Origin of the sequence: Kutzneria chonburiensis (assembly GCF_028622115.1) — a bacterium.
GTDB lineage: Bacteria > Actinomycetota > Actinomycetes > Mycobacteriales > Pseudonocardiaceae > Kutzneria > Kutzneria chonburiensis.
Window position 1 is genome coordinate 8811226 of sequence record NZ_CP097263.1, and the last position, 19468, is coordinate 8830693.

Annotated in this window: 17 protein-coding genes; 14 read left to right on the forward strand and 3 right to left on the reverse strand. The window is 68.8% G+C overall.

Annotated features, from left to right (window positions below):
* The first annotated feature begins 3 nt into the window (after window positions 1-3).
* The 4 genes from glpK (at window position 4) to M3Q35_RS40950 (ending at window position 5436) form a co-directional block, all read left to right on the forward strand.
* Window positions 4-1515 carry a glycerol kinase GlpK gene (glpK, locus tag M3Q35_RS40935; protein ID WP_273937946.1) on the forward strand — a complete coding sequence of 504 codons (1512 nt, stop codon included), beginning with the start codon at window positions 4-6 and terminating at the stop codon, window positions 1513-1515.
* Window positions 1516-1555: 40 nt separating this feature from the next.
* Window positions 1556-3154, forward strand: a complete 1599-nt coding sequence (locus M3Q35_RS40940; RefSeq protein WP_273937947.1) for a glycerol-3-phosphate dehydrogenase/oxidase — start codon at window positions 1556-1558, stop codon at window positions 3152-3154.
* Window positions 3151-4287 carry a metal-dependent hydrolase family protein gene (locus M3Q35_RS40945; RefSeq protein WP_273937948.1) on the forward strand — a complete coding sequence of 379 codons (1137 nt, stop codon included), beginning with the start codon at window positions 3151-3153 and terminating at the stop codon, window positions 4285-4287. Before M3Q35_RS40940 ends, M3Q35_RS40945 begins: the two co-directional genes overlap by 4 nt.
* Window positions 4288-4566: 279 nt before the next feature.
* A complete protein-coding gene (locus M3Q35_RS40950) occupies window positions 4567-5436 on the forward strand; it encodes a hypothetical protein (protein ID WP_273937949.1) in 870 nt (289 codons plus the stop codon).
* Here the strand turns inward: M3Q35_RS40950 and M3Q35_RS40955 are convergent.
* Together M3Q35_RS40955 and M3Q35_RS40960 are read right to left on the reverse strand one after the other, a co-directional pair.
* The gene (locus M3Q35_RS40955; RefSeq protein ID WP_273937950.1) at window positions 5429-6469 is read right to left on the reverse strand and encodes a winged helix DNA-binding domain-containing protein; all 1041 of its coding nucleotides are present in this window, start codon (window positions 6467-6469) and stop codon (window positions 5429-5431) included. The genes M3Q35_RS40950 and M3Q35_RS40955 overlap by 8 nt on opposite strands.
* Window positions 6466-6993, reverse strand: coding sequence for a DinB family protein (locus tag M3Q35_RS40960; protein WP_273937951.1), 528 nt, complete (start codon window positions 6991-6993; stop codon window positions 6466-6468). Before M3Q35_RS40960 ends, M3Q35_RS40955 begins: the two co-directional genes overlap by 4 nt.
* 53 nt (window positions 6994-7046) lie before the next feature.
* Between M3Q35_RS40960 and M3Q35_RS40965 the strand changes: the two genes are divergently transcribed.
* The 9 genes from M3Q35_RS40965 (at window position 7047) to M3Q35_RS41005 (ending at window position 18027) form a co-directional block, all read left to right on the forward strand.
* The gene (locus M3Q35_RS40965; RefSeq protein ID WP_273937952.1) at window positions 7047-8003 is read left to right on the forward strand and encodes a helix-turn-helix transcriptional regulator; all 957 of its coding nucleotides are present in this window, start codon (window positions 7047-7049) and stop codon (window positions 8001-8003) included.
* A 26-nt stretch (window positions 8004-8029) separates the two neighbouring features.
* Window positions 8030-8893: an MFS transporter gene (locus tag M3Q35_RS40970; protein ID WP_273944669.1), complete on the forward strand. Its 864-nt coding sequence runs from the start codon at window positions 8030-8032 to the stop codon at window positions 8891-8893.
* 397 nt (window positions 8894-9290) lie between these two features.
* A complete protein-coding gene (locus tag M3Q35_RS40975; RefSeq protein ID WP_273937953.1) occupies window positions 9291-9785 on the forward strand; it encodes a MarR family winged helix-turn-helix transcriptional regulator in 495 nt (164 codons plus the stop codon).
* 90 nt (window positions 9786-9875) lie between these two features.
* Window positions 9876-10679 (forward strand): MBL fold metallo-hydrolase, encoded by an 804-nt coding sequence (locus M3Q35_RS40980; RefSeq protein ID WP_273937954.1) that lies wholly within the window; start codon window positions 9876-9878, stop codon window positions 10677-10679.
* Window positions 10676-11062, forward strand: coding sequence for a nuclear transport factor 2 family protein (locus M3Q35_RS40985; protein WP_273937955.1), 387 nt, complete (start codon window positions 10676-10678; stop codon window positions 11060-11062). The genes M3Q35_RS40980 and M3Q35_RS40985 overlap by 4 nt, the downstream gene beginning before the upstream one ends.
* A gap of 968 nt (window positions 11063-12030) precedes the next feature.
* Window positions 12031-12627: a TIR domain-containing protein gene (locus M3Q35_RS40990; protein WP_273937956.1), complete on the forward strand. Its 597-nt coding sequence runs from the start codon at window positions 12031-12033 to the stop codon at window positions 12625-12627.
* A complete protein-coding gene (locus M3Q35_RS40995; RefSeq protein WP_273937957.1) occupies window positions 12624-14219 on the forward strand; it encodes a tyrosine-protein kinase family protein in 1596 nt (531 codons plus the stop codon). Before M3Q35_RS40990 ends, M3Q35_RS40995 begins: the two co-directional genes overlap by 4 nt.
* Before the next feature lie 11 nt (window positions 14220-14230).
* On the forward strand, window positions 14231-14842 hold the full coding sequence (locus M3Q35_RS41000) for a hypothetical protein (RefSeq protein ID WP_273937958.1): 612 nt from the start codon (window positions 14231-14233) through the stop codon (window positions 14840-14842).
* The gene (locus M3Q35_RS41005; RefSeq protein WP_273937959.1) at window positions 14839-18027 is read left to right on the forward strand and encodes an ATP-binding protein; all 3189 of its coding nucleotides are present in this window, start codon (window positions 14839-14841) and stop codon (window positions 18025-18027) included. Before M3Q35_RS41000 ends, M3Q35_RS41005 begins: the two co-directional genes overlap by 4 nt.
* Window positions 18028-18070: 43 nt before the next feature.
* Here the strand turns inward: M3Q35_RS41005 and M3Q35_RS41010 are convergent, their stop codons facing one another.
* The gene (locus tag M3Q35_RS41010; protein WP_273937960.1) at window positions 18071-18505 is read right to left on the reverse strand and encodes a hypothetical protein; all 435 of its coding nucleotides are present in this window, start codon (window positions 18503-18505) and stop codon (window positions 18071-18073) included.
* 711 nt (window positions 18506-19216) lie between these two features.
* Between M3Q35_RS41010 and M3Q35_RS41015 the strand changes: the two genes are divergently transcribed.
* A complete protein-coding gene (locus M3Q35_RS41015) occupies window positions 19217-19393 on the forward strand; it encodes a hypothetical protein (protein WP_273937961.1) in 177 nt (58 codons plus the stop codon).
* Window positions 19394-19468 lie beyond the last annotated feature (75 nt).

A 19468-nucleotide genomic window follows, 5' to 3' on the forward strand; every position in this document is an offset into this window, starting at 1 on the left:
ACCATGGCACAGCACATTCTCGCCATCGACCAGGGCACGACCAGCACCCGGGCGATCGTGTTCGACCATGCCGGGGCCATCGTCTCGGTCGGCCAGAAGGAACACGAGCAGATCTTCCCGCGGGCCGGCTGGGTCGAGCACGACCCGGCCGAGATCACCGCGAACACCCGCTACGTCATCGGGCAGGCGCTGGCCAAGGCCGACCTGAACATCGGCGACCTGGCCGCGGTCGGCATCACCAACCAGCGGGAGACCGCGGTGGTCTGGGACCGCACCACCGGCGAGCCGGTGTACAACGCCATCGTCTGGCAGGACACCCGTACCCAGTCCATTGTGGACGACCTGGGCGCGCTGGGCGGCGGGGCCGACCGGTACAAGGCTCGCGTCGGACTGCCGCTGGCCACCTACTTCTCCGGCCCCAAGGTCCGCTGGATCCTGGACAACGTGCCCGGCGCACGGGAGGAGGCCGACCGCGGCGACCTGCTGTTCGGCAACACCGACACGTGGACGCTGTGGAACCTGACCGGCGGCGTCAGCGGCGGCGTGCACGTCACCGACGTGACCAACGCGTCCCGGACCATGCTGATGGACCTGGACACGCTGGACTGGGACGCCGAGATCGCCGCGGAGATGGGCATTCCGCTGTCCATGCTGCCGCAGATCCGCTCTTCCTCCGAACACTACGGCGTCGGCGTCGGCGTGCTCAGCGGCGTGCCGATCACCGGCATCCTCGGCGACCAGCAGGCGGCCACCTTCGGCCAGGCCTGCTTCGACGTCGGCACGGCCAAGAACACCTACGGCACCGGCAACTTCATGCTGCTCAACACCGGCACGGAGAAGGTCGCCAGCCAGAACGGCCTGCTCACCACGGTTTGCTACAAGATCGGTTCCCAGGACGCGGTGTACGCGCTGGAGGGCTCGATCGCCGTCACCGGCTCGCTGGTGCAGTGGCTGCGTGACAACCTCGGCATCATCGGCTCCGCGCCCGAGATCGAGACGCTCGCCCGCAGCGTGGAGGACAACGGCGGCGCCTACTTCGTGCCGGCGTTCTCCGGGCTCTTCGCGCCGTACTGGCGGGCCGATGCCCGCGGCGCGCTGGTCGGCCTGACCCGCTTCGTCAACAAGGGGCACCTGGCCCGTGCCGTGCTGGAGGCCACTGCTTTCCAGACGCGCGAGGTGCTCGACGCCATGAACGCCGATTCCGGCGTGGCGCTGACCGAGCTCAAGGTCGACGGCGGCATGGTCGTCAACGAGCTGCTCATGCAGTTCCAGGCCGATGTGCTCGACGTGCCGGTCATCCGGCCGGTGGTCGCCGAGACCACGGCGCTCGGCGCGGCCTACGCGGCCGGGCTCGCGGTCGGCTACTGGGGCGGCGAGGACGAGCTGCGGGCCAACTGGGCCGAGGACAAGCGGTGGACGCCGGCGCTGGCCGCCGACGAGCGGGAACGCGTCTACCGCAACTGGAAGAAGGCGGTCACGAAGTCGTTCGACTGGGTCGACGACGACGTGCGCTGATCTGATCGACGCCTGATTGATCGTCTAGGAGGAGTTCCCGATGTCCGCAAGGCTGGACGCCGGCTATCGCGAGGCGGCGCTGCGCTCTCTCGCCGACACCGAGTTCGACGTGCTCGTGATAGGCGGTGGGATCGTCGGTGTCGGCGCCGCCCTCGACGCCGCGTCGCGTGGGCTGTCCGTCGCGCTCGTCGAGGCGCGGGACTGGGCATCGGGAACCTCCAGCCGGTCGAGCAAGCTGGTGCACGGCGGGCTGCGCTACCTGGAGCAGTTCGAGTTCTCGTTGGTACGTGAGGCTCTGCGGGAGCGAGGTCTGCTTCTCCGCAAGCTGGCTCCGCACCTGGTGCGGCCGGTGCCGTTCCTGTACCCGTTGACGCACAAGGGGTGGGAGCGGCCGTACGTCGGCGCCGGGCTGATGCTGTACGACACCATCGGCGGCGCTTCGTCGGTGCCGATGCACAAGCACCTGTCCCGCACCAAGGCGATGGCCATGTCGCCGAGCCTGCGTGACGACGCGTTGACCGGGGCCGTGCGGTACTACGACGCCCAGGTCGACGACGCCCGGTTCACGATGATGGTGGCCCGAACCGCTGCCCAGCACGGCGCGACCGTGCTGACTCGGGCCTCCGCCGTGGAACTGCTGCGTAACGGCAATGGCGTTACTGGGGCGGTGGTTCGGGATGGCCTGTCCGGCAAGGAGATCCAGGTCCGGGCTCGTCGCGTGATCGGCGCCACCGGCGTGTGGACCGAGGAGAACCCGGGCTTCCGGATCCAGATGTCCAAGGGCGTGCACCTGGTCGTGGCGCGGGAAAAGCTTCAGCTCGAGACCGGGCTGATCATGCGCACCGAGAAGAGCGTGCTGTTCGTCATTCCGTGGGGCCAGCACTGGATCATCGGCACCACCGACACGCCCTACTCGGACGCGCCGGACCGGCCGACCGTGACCGCCTCGGATGTGGAATACCTTCTGGAGCACGTGAACAGCGTGTTGAAGGAGCCGCTGACGGTCGATGACGTGATCGGCACCTACGCCGGGCTGCGGCCGCTGCTGGCCGGCAAGAACAAGGAGACGGCCAAGCTGTCCCGCGAGCACGCCGTTGCTTCGCCGTCGCCCGGGCATTTCGTGGTGGCCGGCGGCAAGTACACGACGTATCGGGTGATGGCCGCCGACGTCGTCAACGCGGCGGTCGAGGGGCTCGGCGGTGTCGCGCCGTCGTTGACCGCCCGTCTGCCCATCCACGGCGCGGTCGGCTACCGCGAGCTGTGGGCCGACCGGATCGCTTTCGCCGCCCGCAACGGTTTGTCGGTGTCCACTGTGGAGCGTCTGCTGCACCGTCACGGGTCAGCTGTCACCGAGGTCGTCGACCTGATCCACTCGGACCCGGCGTTGGCTTCGCCTTTGAGTGGGGCCGAAGGCTATCTGGCGGCGGAGATCGTGCACGCCGTGACCCATGAGGGCGCGCTTGATCTCGACGACGTGCTCAGCCGGCGTACCCGCATCGCTTTCGAGTACCCGTCGCGTGGGGTGGCATGCCTGGAGCAGGTGGCCGACCTCGTCGGCGCCCGACTGGGCTGGGACACCTCCGCCCGCCGGGAGGCCGTGGACGCCTATCTGGCCGATGGTGTCATGCTGACCGCGTGATCAGTCTTCGCTGCGCTCGGCTTTTCGACGGCGACACAATGCACGACGGCCCCCGAACCGTCGTGCTGGACGGCGGCCGCATCGTCGGGTTCGACGATGCGGCCGTTGATGTCGTCGATCTCGGCGATGTCACCTTGATGCCGGGCTTGGTCGACGCCCATACACATCTGGTTTTCGAGCCCGGCAGCGACATTCTGGCCGACATGGCCTCGACGCCGCGTGACGTGGTGTTGGAGCGGATGCGCCGCCATGCCGTCGAGGCTCTGCACGCCGGCATCACCACCTTGCGTGACCTGGGGGATCGCGACTACCTGGCCGTCGAGCTCCGGGATGGCGGCGGCTTGCTGCCCGAGATCCTCGCCGCCGGGCCGCCGATCACCATTCCCGGTGGGCACTGTTGGTTCCTCGGCGGCGAGGTGCCGGCTGACCGCTCCGCGTTGATCGACGCCGTGGCCGAGCGGGTGTCCCGTGGTGTCGACGTCGTGAAGATCATGGCTACCGGCGGCGGAATCACGCCCGGCAGCGCCGCCCATTCGTCGCAGTACTCCTTTGAGCAGATTTCCGCCGTCGTCGAGGCCGCTCACTCCGCCGGTCTCCCCGTCACCGCCCACGCCCACGGCGCTCTCGGCGTCCGCGACGCCGTTCATGCCGGTGTCGACGGCGTCGAGCACGCCACTTTCCTCGACGGCACCGGCGGCGCCGCCCCCGACTGGGACACCATCGCCGAGATCATCTCCCGCGGCATCTACGTCGGCGTCACCGCCGGCCGCCTGCTCACCGGTCCGCCCACCCCGCCCCATGTCCTTGCCGCTCGGGCCTTCTTGGCCCGCATGCACCGCTCCGGCGCCCGCATCGTCTGCTCCTCCGATGCCGGCATCATCGCCTACAAGCCGCACCACTGCCTGCCCCACGGCCTCTCCGAGTTCCAGGGCTTCGCCGACATCTCCGCCGCCGCCGTCCTGACCTCCGTCACCCGCCTCGCCGCCGAGTCCTGCGGCGTCGGCTCCCGCAAGGGCCGCATCGCCCCCGGCTACGACGCCGACCTCCTTGCCGTGTCAGGTGATCCCACCCAGGACCTCGCCGCCATGCGCTCCGTCTCCGCCGTCTACCGCGCCGGGACCCGCGTCTGCTGACCCATGAGGTGCTGGCACGCATTCCGGCGGTCCCCGAAGACCTCGGGTAGCTACCCGACGGGCGGATCGAGCCGGTTTCGGGCGGATTTTTTCGCGGCGATTCCCTCACTTCCTGGACAAAGAGGGTATGTACTGTCCGGCGGATTTTTGGTCCGACAGCCCGATTGACCCTGTGCATTGTTACGCCGCCAGGGTGCCATGCTCGCGGGCCGTTACCTACCTCCGCTACACACGGAGCAGGTGACGGAGGGGATCGCGTTGCACGAGAGGGGTGTCGCTATGCGCGGCAGTTTCATCGAATGGCTGAGTCGGTACGTCGCCCAGGCCGGCGTGCTGGGACTGGTCGAGGGTGCGCTCGGCATCTTGGCCTTCGGCGGCTCGCTGAGCGCGCTGCTCGGCGATGCGTCGATCAAGGCGGCGGCCATTGTCGCGGTTGTCCTGTCCACCCTGGGACTGATGATCGTGCTGGTCGCCGGCCAGGCGAAGTGGCAGCGGGAAAGCGGGCTGGGCAAACGACTGATCGCCCAGTACTGCGACATCATGATGGAAACCCGCGCCTCGTACTACAAGGTGGTCGAGTGGAAGCAGGTTATGACTGTGAAGAGCAACGGGGACCTCCACTCCTCGATCACATTGCGGTCCGTGGCTGTGTGTGAGGACCTGCGCTTCTTTCGATTTCGTACCGGTCCGGCCTGGGGGCAGCCGGTCAAGCATCGCAAGGGAGTCACGGTCCAGGTCAGAAGTGTCATCTCGGGGGAGATCGGCGGCACCCGCCGGGACGTCACGACAACCTGGTTGAACGACGGGCGGATGGAGGTACTGGTGCACTTCTACGCGCCGGTGCCGCGTGGCAGTGAATTCGACGTGGTGATGGAGTTCTTCTGGCCGCAGCGAGCACGGCCGCTGATTGTCGACCGCGTTCCGGACAACTACACGGTGATGCTCACCTACCCGGTGCCGAGGCTGCGCTACTCGATCACGCTGCCGCCGGGGGTGCGGGCGTTCTACGACCCGATCGGCTTCGACCTGACCGAGCAGGCCTTCACGCTGGGCTCGTCCACCGACGGCATGGACCAGATGGAAATCCAGCTGGTCAGCCAGAACATGCCGTTCCGGGACCGGATCGGCATGCGGCTGGACGTCAGGTGAGGAACTCGGTCAACCGCTCGGCCTCCTCGGCGACGGCGGAGCGTTCGGCGCGGGTGAAGGTGCGCAAGGGCGTAACGGTCACGGCGTTATCGGCGGTGGTCCACGTGGCGGAGACGCGGCCGTCGACCAGCACGACGCGAGTGCCGGCCACAGAGAGCAGGCGGTGGGCGTCGTCGACGATGCGGGTGCGGTCGTCGTAACCGAGGAGGGCGTTGTCGAAGGCGGGGAGGAAGCGCACGGGGGCGGGGGTATCGGGGTCGGGGCGCGGGGCGTCGGGCAGGTCGAGGAGTAGGCGACCGCGCTCGTCACGGAAGGAGACGAGCTCGGGTTGCAGGGCTTTCACCGCGGCGGGCAGGCCGGTAAGGCCGGACCAGGCGCGGATGTCGGCGGTGGCGGCGGGACCGAAAGCGGCGAGGTAGCGGCGGACCAGGGCGGGACCGGCGTCGGATTGCGCCAACGGGCGGCCGAGCCAAGCCGTCAGCAGGACGTTGCGAACGCCGCTTTTGTTGCGCCAGAGGCCACGAGGTGGCACTTGGACCACCGGCACCAGCCCGGCGATGAGCAGTTCGCCGAGCACCCGCGGCGGCACGTCCGGCCAGCGGCCGCCGGCGGCCTGGACGAGCTCGGCCATGGTGCGGGGCTGCCCGTCGGACATGACGGCATGCCCGGCGGCGGACAGCTCGGTCAGGTCGACGGAGGCCAGCTCGCGCCGGTACGTGCCGAGAACCCGTTGCAGCAGCATGGAATCGTGCCGGCACCGCCACGCGATGACGTCATCGGCGGTGAGCAGATGGACGGTGCGGCGCATCAGGTGCGTACGAACAACTTGGCGCTGTACAAGGAGACCGGACAACGACGACGGCGCGAAGCCTTGCAGCCGCGACCAAAGCCCGACGAACGGCTCCTGCGGCTCCTGGGCCTGCAACCCGCAGAGATGCCCGACCGCGTCGAGAACCGGCAGGTCGACGCGGTCGAGCAGCAGCTGGCGGGCCAGGGTGGCGCGGTTGAGGGCCCGCGTGGACAGGACGGTCATCCGCCGAGGCTCTCCCGCAGGATGTCGGCATGCCCGGCGTGCTGGGCGGTCTCGGTCGCCACGTGCATGATCACGCGCCGGACCGTATACGAGCCGCCGGGCTCCAGCCACGGGGCGGGCGGCAGCGCCTGGCCGGCGTCGAGGTCGGCGGTGGCGGCGATCTCGACGGTCCGGGCGGCGACCTTCTCGTAGCGGGCGCGGATGTCGGCCAGGGTGTCCCCGGGCAGCATCTGGAACGCGTTCTGGTGGTCGACCATCCACTGCGGCGGCGGCGCGGCGCCGGTCATGATGTCGTCCCAGGTGACGCTGTCGGGCAGCTCGTGCGGCATGGCCGACGCACCTTCGACAGCGAAGCGGAGCCACTGCTCCTCCATGGCCATCACGTGCTTGAGCAGGCCGCCGATGCACAGCGAGCTGGCCGTCGGGCGCTCGGCGGCCTGCTCGTCGGAGAGCCCGTCGGCCGTCTTGAGCAGGGCGGATCGGGCGGCAGCTAGCACTGCTAGCAAATCGGTGGTCTCAGTCATGGGGTAACTCTGACAGCAGTAGTGGACAGGTTGTGGCCGCTACTATGAACGACATGCCGAAAACTTCGGGCCGCCTGCTGTCGCTGCTCTCCCTGCTTCAGCTGCGCCGCGACTGGCCGGCGCAGCTGCTGGCCGACCGCCTCGAGGCCAGCCCGCGCACGGTGCGGCGGGACGTCGACCGCCTGCGTGAGCTGGGCTATCCCATCCGGACGATCAAGGGCCCGGACGGCGGCTACCGCCTCGGGGCCGGCACCGAGCTGCCGCCGCTGCTGTTCGACGACGAGCAGGCGGTCGCCCTGGCCGTCGCGTTGCAGACCGCCATCGCCACCAGCGGCGTCGGCGAGGCCGCGGCGCGGGCGTTGAGCACCATCCGGCAGGTCATGCCGTCGCGGCTGCGGCACCGTATCGACGCCCTTCAGGTCACCCCGCTGAGCGTGAGCCACACACCCGTCGACGTTGCCGTGATCATGGAGGTCAGCGCCGCTGTCCACGCCCGTGCCGTACTGCGCTTCGACTACCGGGACGAGCCGCGGCGGGTCGAGCCGCACAATCTCGTTACGTGGAGCGGACGTTGGTACCTCGTGGCTTGGGACCTGGACCGGGACGACTGGCGCATCTTCCGCGTCGACCGCATCACCCCGCGTACGCCCACCGGCCCCCGCTTCGTCCCGCGCTCACTGCCCGGCAGCGACGTCGCCACCTTCGTTTCCGGGCGTTTCAAGGGTTCCGCCGATGTCGATCAGTGGCCGTGCCGGGGCGAGGTGATCCTCCACGCCCCGGCCGATGCCGTCATTTCCTTCGTCGGCAACGGCATTGTCGAGGCGCTCGGCCCCGATCGCTGCCGTCTCGTGCTCGGCAGCTGGTCCTGGCCCGGTCTCGCCGCCACCATCGGCCGCTTCGACGCCGACATCGAGGTCGTCGGACCCGTCGAGCTCAGGAACGCCTTCGCCGCGCTGGCCCGCCGCTATGCTGCCGCCGCTTCGTCGGCGACCGAAGTCCCGGCAGGCTAGCGTGGTCGTACATGGCTATTTCGCGCATGCCATTGGTGTCGCTTTGCTTGGGATTCTTCATGATCCCGCTGGACGCGACCGTGGTGACGACTGCCCTGCCGGCGATCGGCCGTGATCGCGGCCGGCAATGGGTGCTCGACGGCTACACGCTGGTCTTCGCCTGTCTGCTGTTGTCCGCGGGCTCGCTGGGCGATCGGCTCGGGGCGCGCCGGGTCTTCTTGTGCGGACTGGGTTTGTTCGTGCTCGCCTCCATGGTGTGCGGTCTGGCAACGACTCTGGGCCTGCTCAACGCGGCCCGGGTCGTGCAGGGACTGGCCGCGGCGCTGGTGCTGCCGACGTCGCTGGCGTTGATCAACGCCTCGTACCCGGAGCGGGCCGCACGGGCTCGTGCCATCGGCGTGTGGGGCGGCATGGGCGGGATCGCCGCTGGTCTCGGACCGGTGCTCGGCGGTGTGCTGACCGGTTGGATCGGCTGGCCGGTGATCTTCTTCCTCAACGTGACCGTCGGTGTCGCCGCGATCGTGTTGACACTGCGCCATGTTGTCGCCCCGAGCGCCCGGGCGCGGGTCGGCCTGGATCTTCCGGGGCAGGTGCTGAGCGTTCTGGCCGTCGGCGGACTGGCCTTCGGGCTCATCGAGGGCGTGGTCTGGGCGTACGCCGTCGCGGCGCTCGGCGGCGTCGGCTTCGTGCTCGTCGAGCAACGACGACGGCACCCGATGTTGCCGCTGAGTCTGTTCCGCAGCAAGGAGTTCACCGGCTCCGTGCTGGTCGGTGCGGCCATCAACACCGGCTTCTACGGCGAGCTTTTCCTGCTGTCCCTGTACTTCCAGCACATCCGCCTGCTGACACCGGCGCTGGCCGGACTGGCCCTGCTGCCCAGCCCGGCATAGCGTCGGTGGCCTCCGCCTTCGACGGCCGGCACACTGCCAGGTTCGGGCCGGTGATGCGCTTCGGCCCTGTTACCGGTGCGTTCGGGCGTTGCGCAGCAACATGATCCCGCACTGGCAGCTGGCCTTTTGTCCGCTGGCCAACAAGTTCAGCAGCCGTCCACCACATGCCCACTTCTGCCATCGAGCCAGCCAACAGGCGGCCCCCGCCACTCCCCAAGGGGAGGCGCCCCACGTCCATTCTACCGTGCAGAGGTCTCGGCCCGGCGGCGTGAAGATCCACATGTGGATAACTCGAGCCCTGTGGACAAGCAGGGAATCCGCAGGCCGGATCGTGTGCGGTAGTGGAATTGCCCGGTCCGTTCGACCCGTCTGCCAACTCATCCGGCATGATCGGGGTGTGGACGAGCGGGCGGAGATCACGACGGCCAAGGGCGCGGCGAGCGACGAGCTGGTCGTGGCCTTCGGGCGGCTGCTGGGCGCGGCCGGGCGGCTGGGGCACATCCTCGGGCGGGCCATCGAGGAGGAGTTCGGCATCAGCCACGTCATGTACGAGGTGCTGCTGATCCTCGGCCGGGCCGGCGAGCCGGGGCTGTCGATGGGCGTGATCGGGCGCGAGCAGATCCTGACCACGGGCGGCGTGACCCGGCTGATCGACCGCATGGAGGCGGCGGGCCTGGTCGAGCGGACCGAGGATCCGGGCGATCGGCGGGGGCGGCTGGTGCGGCTGACCCCGCACGGCGAGGACGTCGCGGTGCGGGCGTCGCGGGTGCACCGGCTCAACATCGAGCGCTACTTCCTGGACCCGCTGCCGGTCGAGCACCGCGCCCAGTTCCTCGCTGACCTGCGGATTCTCGGTCACGCGGCGCGGAGTTCCCTGCCTCAGCTGCGCTGATCCGGATTGTGACCGGCGTCACTTCTTCGGGGAAATATCTGACGAGTCAGAATCTGTTGAGTCAGGTAATTGGCCCACGAGGAGGACGCCATGAGCAAGCTCAAGTACCAGGTCATCGACCTCGACTTCCCGGTCGGCGACAAGAACAAGACCGCCACCCTGGTCACCGGCGAGCACGACGCGCTGCTGGTCGACGCCGGCTTCACCCGGGCCGACGGGCACCGTCTGGTCGCCCGGATCCTGGACTCCGGCAAGCGCCTGACCACGGTGTTCATCAGCCACGGCGACCCGGACTTCTACTTCGGGGCCGAGGTGATCGCGGATGCCTTCCCGGAGGCCGAGTTCGTGGCGACGGCGCCGGTGATCGAGCACATCCGGCACAGCTACGAGGGCAAGCTGGTGGCGTGGGCGCACGTGGGCGTGAACCTGCCGACCCGGTTGGTCGACATCACGCCGCTCAACGGGATCGAGTTGGAGGGAAAGCGCTTTCAGCTGCGCGGCGGCCCGGCCGAGCTGGCGGACCGGCACTACCTCTGGCAGCCCGAGGACCGCGTGATCCTCGGCGGAGTCCTGCTGTTCCAACAGGAACACGTGTGGGTCGCCGACACGCCCAAGCCGGAGCAGCGCGCCGCGTGGGTGGGGCTGCTGGACGAGATGGCGGCGCTGGACGCCGACCTCGTCGTGCCCGGGCACCGCTTGCCCGGCACACCCGCGGACGCCACCGCCATCACCGCCACCCGCGAGTATCTCCTTGCGTTTGAACGGGAACTCGCCGGCGCCGTCGACGGAACCGCGCTGACCGACGTGCTCGTGGCCCGTTATCCCGACCACGGCATGCTGATCGCCGCGCAGATCGGCGCCAAGGTCGCCAAGGGCGAGATGAGCTGGGGATGAGCGCCGCCGACGTCGTTCGCCGCCAGTACCTCGCCTCCGCCGCCGGCGACCTGGCCGCCCTGCGTGACACCCTCGCGCCGGACGTGGAGTGGACCGAGATGGCCGGTTTCCCTTTGGCCGGCACGTATCGCACGCCCGAAGGCGTCACCGCCAACGTGATGGAGAAGCTCGCCGCCGACTGGGACGGGTGGACCGCCCATGACGACAGCTATGTCGTCGACGGCGAGAACGTCGTGGTGCTGGCCCGCTACACCGCCACCAACATGGCCACCGGCAAGGCGCTCAACGTCCGGGTCGCGCACCACTTCGTGGTGCGTGGCGACAAGATCGTCCGCTTCGAGCAGTTCGTCGACACCGCCAAGGTGCTCGCCGCGATGTCGTGACTGAAGGTGGCGGCGGTTTCCGCCGCCACCCTCGGCAACACCATCCAGGTGCCGTCCCGCTTTTCCGGGAGAGCGCGCCTTTGCAATTTGCACCGGGCAATCGGCGTCATTGCCCGGTTTTTCCTGTGTCGTGGGGAAACCCTCGTGAACGGGTGTGCGGGCCGTCGCGATGCTGCTAGCCTCCGTGCAGATGCACGTGCATCTGCACGGAGAGAGGGGACTCGTTCTGGCATTTGCCCTGGTGACGGGGTTGGCTGCACAGCTCGGCCGAGGTCAGCTGGACGGGGCAGCCGCAGTGGCACCGCCGGTGCCGTGTCGTTCGCATTCGACCGAAAGGGGAGGTCGGATGCCTTTGGCGGCACGGGCATACGGCGGCCTCCTGCGCGAACAGGAGACCGCCACTGTCCATTCATAGAGCACTGCTGAGGTATCTCTAGGAGACAGACATGTCAAGAGTACGCCCGCGGCCGCGACGCCGGCCGACGACGGCATGCTCACGAGGCCGGCATCGCCGCCTCACCGGTCAGCGACCGCGTTCCGCGCCCGACTTCGGGGCCCCGCCCCGCCGCCGTCCCGCGGCGACGGCATCCGCCCTGTGGCGAGCCGGATCCTGTGACTGCTGCTGGATTCGCTTCACGCGCGATGTCGTCATGCACCTGCGGCCGACGTTGCACGCGACCTTGCTGATCTCGGTGACACTGACCGGCTTGATCGTTGTTTCATTCGCGTCCGGATCCGCGGCAATGCCGCTCACGCTGTGCGCCGGCGTCCTGCTGCGGGCGTGCCGCCGACGCTGACCCGCGGATCGCTGTGGGCGGACCCCGGTCCGCCCACAGCCCACGCCACCGGTTGCCGTCCCGCTTTTCAGCGACAATGTCCACTTTTTGTCAACTTCCCGCCCGGTAACCCCGTAACTGACCAGTTTTATGCCTGTTTTCGGCGCCGGATCCGTGCTTATCATTGGTCGCGTGTCCGGCTACGAGTACGACATATTCATCAGCTACGCACGGCGTGGCAGTGTGCAGAAATGGATACTGAACCATTTCCATTCGAAGCTGATGGACTGCCTCGCCGATGAGATGGCGACCAAGCCGCGGGTCTACATCGACCGCACGATGGAACGCGCCGTGCACTGGCCGTCCAGCCTGCAACGGGCCCTGCTCCGCAGCAAGATCATGCTCCAGGTCCTTGCCCCGCCGTACTTCCAGTCGGACTGGTGTCAAGCCGAGTGGCGCAGCATGCGGGCCCGCCAGGAACAGCTCGGACTGGCCAGCATCGACTGCCCGCAGGGCCTGATCTGCTCCCTCCTGTTCGGCGACTCGGACACCTTCCCGATGGAGGCCCGCGAGGTGGCCTGGGTCGACTTCAAGGATTTCGCCAATCCGGACATGGCCTTTCAGAAGACCGAGAAATACGGTTCTTTTCACTGGAAGGTTCGAGATCTGGCCCGTGACCTCGCCGTATTGCTGCCGCAGGTGCCGGAATGGCAGCCCGACTGGCCGATCGTGGACATGCCCGATCCGGTGCTGCGGCCGCCGACGAAGATGCCGAGGTTCGGGCGATGACCGGCACCGTCGTCACCTTCTACTCCTACAAGGGCGGCGTCGGCCGCAGTTCCACGCTGGCCAACGTCGCGGTCCTGCTGGCTCGGTGGGGCCATCGCGTGCTGGCCATCGACTGGGATCTGGAAGCCCCGGGCCTGCACTACTACTTCAAGGACGCGATGTCCCAGCCACCGGCCGGCGGCGTCGTCGACCTGGCCCACGACTTCCTCGCCCAGGCGCCACCCTGCTCGTACGAGCTTCAGCTCGAGGTCGAGGAAGGGACGCTGGCGCTGCTCGCCGCCGGCCGGTTCGACGTCGACTACGCGGAGCGCGTGCAGTCCATCGACTGGGCCGATCTCTACGACCGCGGTTTCGCCGCCTATCTGGAGGACCGCCGCGCGGAGTGGACCGAGGCCTACGACTTCGTGCTGATCGACAGCCGGACCGGCATCTCCGACACCGCCGGCATCTGCACCGCGCACCTGCCCGACCGGCTGGTCGTCGTGTTCACCGCCAACGACCAGAACCTCCAGGACGTCGTCGACATCGCCGAACGGGCCGACCGGGCCCGTGACGGCATGCCGTTCGACCGGCCCAAACACATGGTGCTGCCGGTGCTTTCCCGGCTGGACAGCCGGGTCGAGTACGAGCGGGCCGAGGCCTGGCAGCGCCGGTGCGCCGACGTCGTCGCGCCGCTGTTCAGCGAGTGGCTGGCCGCGACGGTGCCTGGCGAAGTGATGATGCGGCACCTGACGCTGCCGTACGTCTCCTACTGGAGTTTCGGCGAGCAGCTGCCGGTGCTCGAGGAGCTGACGCCGTCGGCCGACCAGCTCTCCTACGCGCTGGAGACCGTCGCCGCCGTCATCGCCCAGCACTTCGACCGCACCGACCTGCTGGCCGACAACCGGGATGCCTACGTCGCCGAAGCGCGCGCCCCGCACGACGAATTCGACCTCGACCTGCTCGTCTCCAGCCCTCGCTCGGCCGCGGCCGACGCCGGCGCCCTCGTCGACAAGCTCATCCGGCTGGGCCTGCGGGCCGACCGGTCGCTCTCCGGCGTGCCAGAGTTCCTCGACCGCTCGCCCCACCTGGCCAAGCATCTCTGCCTGGTGGTCGACGGCCAGGTTTCCCGCTGGCAGGTCAACGAGGCCGAGTACTTCCTGCGCCAGACGTTCGCCCCGGGCGACGGGCAGCGGCGGCTCTTCCTCGTGCTGACCCGGGCCGGCGACTGGGACAGCCTCCCCGGCTTCCTGCGCAACCTTCGTCCCCTCAAGCTCGGTCCCGACGTCGCCGCCGAGCTCCGTGATCTCATCGCTGCCTCGCCCGACGCCGCCGACCCCGACCGGGAAAGCCTCCGCGACGCCGCGGCGGCGCTGCGCAACCTGCCGGCGTATGTGCCGTATCCCGGCCGCCTCGCCCTCATCCGGGAAACCATCGCCGGCATGGCTGCCGCCCTCGATGCCGGCGACCTGGCCCTGCTGCACGACCTCGCCGTGGACACCGAGTTCTTGAGCCGGACCCGGGGCAGTTCCCACGAGGTGAAGCTCCCGGCCGACCTCCGCGCGGAGATCCGCACGGTGCTCGACCGCATCGACCGCCGACTCACCGTCTGAAAGGTGTTGCAATGCCGGAGAAGTACGGAAGCCACGAGCAGGCGACCCTGTTCGCGCTGATGCTGGCCCGGACGGAGGTGGGCAATCCCGATCTCAAGAAGGACTACGGCATCGAGCTGCGCGCCGCCGCCCGTGATCGGCTGAACAAGGACGGCCTGATCCGGTCCAGGCAGGTCAAGCGGCGCTACGTGCACCAGATCACCGACGACGGCATCGCCTGGTGCGTCAGGGAACTCGGTGTCGTCGAGGCCCCGGACCGGTCGGGCCCGCTGCCCCGTCTGGTGTTCGAGGTGATGCACAGCCTGCCGGTGTATCTGGCGTGGCAGGGCATCGACTTCGCCGACGTGCTCAACCGCGGCAGCCTGGAGTCCGTCATCCGCGAGGTCTACGAGGAGCTGTCGGTCAAGTCCCAGGACTGGATCCGGCTGGCCAAGCTCCGGCCGCGCACCGAGGGCGTCGACCGGGACGTGGTGGACGGCGTCCTGCTGAAGATGATCAAGACTGGTCGCGTCCACCTCGCCCCGGACTCCAACCGCAAGGTGCTCACCGACGACGACCATGACGCGGCGATCCGGATCGGCAGCGAGGACAAGCACCTGCTGGCGATCGAGGAACCGTCATGACCGATGAGCTACGGGAGGCGTTGGCTGCGGTGCGGTTCAACTTCTCCGAAGGCCCGGACAACGTGTGGCGGACCCCGAAAGCCCACGTGGACGGCCTGCACGCGCGGGCAGAGCACCGCATTCGGGCCGGTATCGACGACGCGGCGGCCAGCACCGGGCCCAACCCGATCGGACTGGTGCTGCAAGGCCAGAAAGGCATCGGCAAGACCCATCTGCTTGGCGCGGCTCGGCGAGCCGTGCAGCAGGCGGGCGGCTACTTCTTCCTCGTCGAGCTGACCAGGGCGGAGGCGTTCTGGGCCGACGTCGCCAGCGCCATGCGCAGCGAGCTCCGGCAGCTCAACGAGGACGGCGAACTTCAGATCACCGCGTTGCTCATGCGGCTGTGCGTGCGCGCGAACGTGCCGGACCAGGTGCGGCGATCGCTGCTCAACCGGACGGCGCTGACCGCGGAGAGCCTGCGCGAACTCGTGCGTCACCTGCTCAAGGTGGACGAGCGGGTGGTGGCCGAGGGGTCGGACACCATCCGCGCGCTGGCGCTGTACGCGTCCGAGCACTTCGCCATCGGACGGCAGTTCCTGGAGGGGACGGCCGAAGCGCAGCACGCGCGGCGGTGGGGAATCCCGGCCCGGGCGCAGGATCCGCGCATCCTCGTGCGTGACATCTCTCGTGTGCTGGCGCTCACCGGCCCCTGCGTCATCGCCATCGACCAGCTGGACACGCTCGTCGCGCTCGGCCAGGACGAGACCGATGCGGAAACGGTGACTCCGGCGCTCAAGCTGGAGGTGGCCCACATCGCCGATGGCCTGATGCAGCTGCGCGAGACCACCAGACGGACGATGTCGATCGTGGCGTGCCTGCCCAACTCGTGGAAGACGCTGCACCGGATCGCCAGTGACACCGTGGAGGACCGGTTCACCGAGACTCCGATCCTGGGGTCGATCGTGCAGCCGGAGGTCGGTCGGGCGCTGGTGGCGAAGTGGCTGTCGGTGGCCTACGACCGGGTCGGGTTCGTGCCGCCGCACCCGACCTGGCCGATCGCGCCGGAGGCGTTCGGCGATGCGTGGATCGCCCACACGCCAAGGGAATTGCTCAAGCGCGTCCAGTCGCACGCCGAGTCCTGCCTGTTCGGCGAGATCCGCGAGCTGACCTCCTTCGAGGACAAGCCGGTCGAGGAGGCCATCGAGCCGCCGGTCCGGGTGGGGCCGCCGCCGGACTACCTCGCCGAGTACGACCAGAAGTTCGCGAAGCTGCGGAGCAAGGCCACTGTCGTGGTCGCGGATCTGAAGCTGACCAACGAGGACGACGTGATGCCGGGCCTGCTGCTGGCGGCGGTGAAGTCGTGGATCACCGAGGTCGGCAACGACGCCATGGAATGGAAGCCCGACCCCGCGCACGGCGGCGGCTCGCTGCACGTGAGCCTGCGCCGCACGGTCGACGAGGAACAGGACATCCAGGAGCTGTGGGCGTTCCGGTTCATCGCCAGCGCGCACGGCAAAACCGTGCTGCGTCGGATGCGCACCGCCCGTGACGCGGCCCAGATCCGGCCCGGCGTGACCAACCGGCACCTGGTCCTGATCCAGAACGGGAAGCAGGGCTGGGCCGGTCCCCAGACCAAGCTGGAACTGGGCGAGCTGGAGGCGGCCGGCGGGCGCCGGGTGATCATCACCGATGAGGAGGTGCGGACCTTCAGCGCGCTGAAGGAGATGCTGGCCGACCAGTCGCACCAGTTGATGGCCTGGATCGTGTCCCGGAAGCCGGTCAGCACCACGACGTTTCTGCGGGACATCCTGCCGGAGCAGGGGCAGGGGGTGTCGCGGCAGCGGGAGACGCGGCCGCCGCCGGAGAAGGTGGCGCCGGTGTGGCCGACGGCGGAGCCCGACGAGACCGGTCCCGCTGTGCGGGAAGAAGTGGTGGCGGAGCCGGCGGACCAGGTGGTGCCGGAGGAAGCGGCTGAGCCGGTCGCGGTGAAGGCGGCGGCGGGGATTGTGCTGGACTCGGTGCGGATCGAGCTGGAGTCGCTGCGGAAGCACGTGATGATCTTCGCGGGGTCGGGGAGCGGGAAGACGGTGCTGCTGCGCCGGATGGTGGAGGAGTGCGCGCTGCGCGGGGTGTCGGCGATCGTGCTGGACCCGAACAACGACCTGGCGAGGATGGGGGATGCCTGGCCGGAGAAGCCGGACGGCTGGGGAGAAGGGGATGAAGGAAGGGCGAAGGAGTATCTGGCGAACACGGAGGTGGTGGTGTGGACGCCGGGAAGGGCCGGCGGGAGGCCGCTGAGTTTTCAGCCGCTGCCGGACTTTGAGAGTGTCCGGGAGGACCCGGACGAGTTCCAGGCGGCGGTGGAGGCGGCGGTGGCGAGACTGGTGCCGCACGCGGGCCTGACGGGGGCGTCGAAGGCGGCGCAGAGGGGGAAAGCGGTTCTGCGGGAAGGGCTGAAGTACTACGCGAGAAGGGGAAAGAGGGATCTGGGCGGCTTCGTGGAGACGCTGGCGGAGCTGCCGGACGGGGTGAGCCAACTGAACACGGCGCCGGCGATGGCGGCGGATCTGGCGGAGACGCTGCGGGCGGCGATGGTCAACGACCCGCTGCTGGGCGGGAACGGGACGCCGACGGATCCGGAGCTGCTGCTGACGCCGACGGAAGGCAAGAGGGCTCGGATATCGGTGATCAGCTTCGTGGGGCTGCCGGCGGACGAGCAGCGCCAGGGGTTCGTGAGCCAGCTCCAGCTGGAAGTGTTCGCCTGGGCCAAGAGGAACCCGGCGGTGGATCGGCCGCTGGGCGGTCTGATCGTGATGGACGAGGCGCAAACCATTGCCCCGTCGGGAAACCTCACGGCCAGCACGCAGAGCACGATCCTGCTGGCCTCGCAGGCCCGAAAGTACGGCCTCGGCCTGATCCTGGCCACGCAGGCGCCGAAAGGCGTGCACAACCAGGTGGTCGGCAACGCGACGACACAGTTCTTCGGTCGCCTCAACAGCCCGGCGCAGATCGCGGCGGCGACGGAGATGGCGCGGGCCAAGGGAAGCACGGTGGCGGACATCTCCAAACTGGAGCGAGGGCAGTTCTACGCCACCGGAGACACGTTCGCGTTCCGGCGGATTCGGACGCCGCTGTGCCTGAGCCACCACCCGCCGAGCCCGCTGCGCCTGGAAGAAGTGTTGGACAGAGCCAGAAAAGAACACTAGAAAGTGCTCCCCACCGCCAGGTGGGGAGCACTTTCGCGTTGAGTCAGCTCACGGTTGAGGCCAGCACGGTGTTGATGCGCTGCCACAGGGCGGCGAAAAGCTCCTCGCGGCGGTAGGAACGGGGCTCGGTGCCGCGGCCGAGCAACGAAAGGTCGTGCAGCTCAAGCACAGCGGCCCCGGCGGCGAGGTCGTAGACGGGTCGCGCCCAGCCGTTGCTGCACGCGCTGCCGGCGTCGTGGCGGCCGACGACGAAGTTGACGGTCTCGTCGCCGCCGATGCCGCCGCGCTGGATGTCCAAGGCGTACACGGTGTCGCCGGCCCGTTCGACGCGCACGGCGATGCGAGAGTCACCGACGTGGACGGAACCGGCGAAGCCGCGACGGCCGAGACCGGGCAGGGCGGCGGCGAACTGCTCGCCGAGGTAGCGCAGGGCGGCGTCCTGCTCGGCGTAACGGCTGAAGGTCGCGGGAACGGCCACAGGCTCAGCGATGTCCTTGGTGGCGGCGATGATGTCGGCGACGGGAGCCGACAGGACGACGCCTCGATGCGAGCGGCCAGCGACTCGGTGAGACCGTCGGAATCGCGCAGGTAGGCGACGTGCGGGTGCAGCAGACCTCCCGGCACGGCAACGGAACCGACCAGCACCGGCAGCACGTGCTCGTCCCCGGACTTCACGGCCCCCAACATGGCCGACGCGAAATCGTCCACGGACGCCAGGAACGGCACGAAGAACCGCACCCGCGCGTCGGGCAGGTCGCCGCTTTCCTTGTGGGACCACCATTCATGCGTCTGCTCGGGCCCGTGCAGCACGGTCAGCCCCCGCTGCCGCCACGCCTCGACCCACACCCCGACCGCGTCCCGCTGCTCCTCGGCGAACGACACGGCAACGTCGTAGTCCACTCCGACCTCCACTGCTCCGATTGGCTGGGCGACAGCAGGATCCGGGCCGGTTGTCGACGGGAAGTGGACGAGCCGTGGATCAACCGACCGTGACCGTCGTGCAACCCGCCGAACACGGCCGAGTGCTCGACACGATTCCGAGTCACTGACCGTTTCCCGTTTCCCGTGACGACGGGAAACGGTCACCTCATTGTTCCGATAATCGACGCGATGAATCCTTGATGTGGGCGCCGGAAATCCCGGAAATCAACGCCTCGGCAATCAATTTCCCTTGCCTGGAGGATTTGTCATGTCCACTTCTGTGTCCCGTTTGCTCGCGGCCGCCGCGACGGCACTGGTCGCGTTGTGCATCGTCTTCGGCTCGCCGGCCAGCGGCGCGGTCCACCGCCTCGACGGCGGCGACCCGACCCCGCCGCCCACCACGACCAGCGCCACCACCGACGGCGGCAACCCCTGGCACGACTGATCACACAAATGACCGGCCGCGAAATGCTCGCGGCCGGTCACGTCATTGTGGTCTAATTGGTCGACGCCGTCAGGG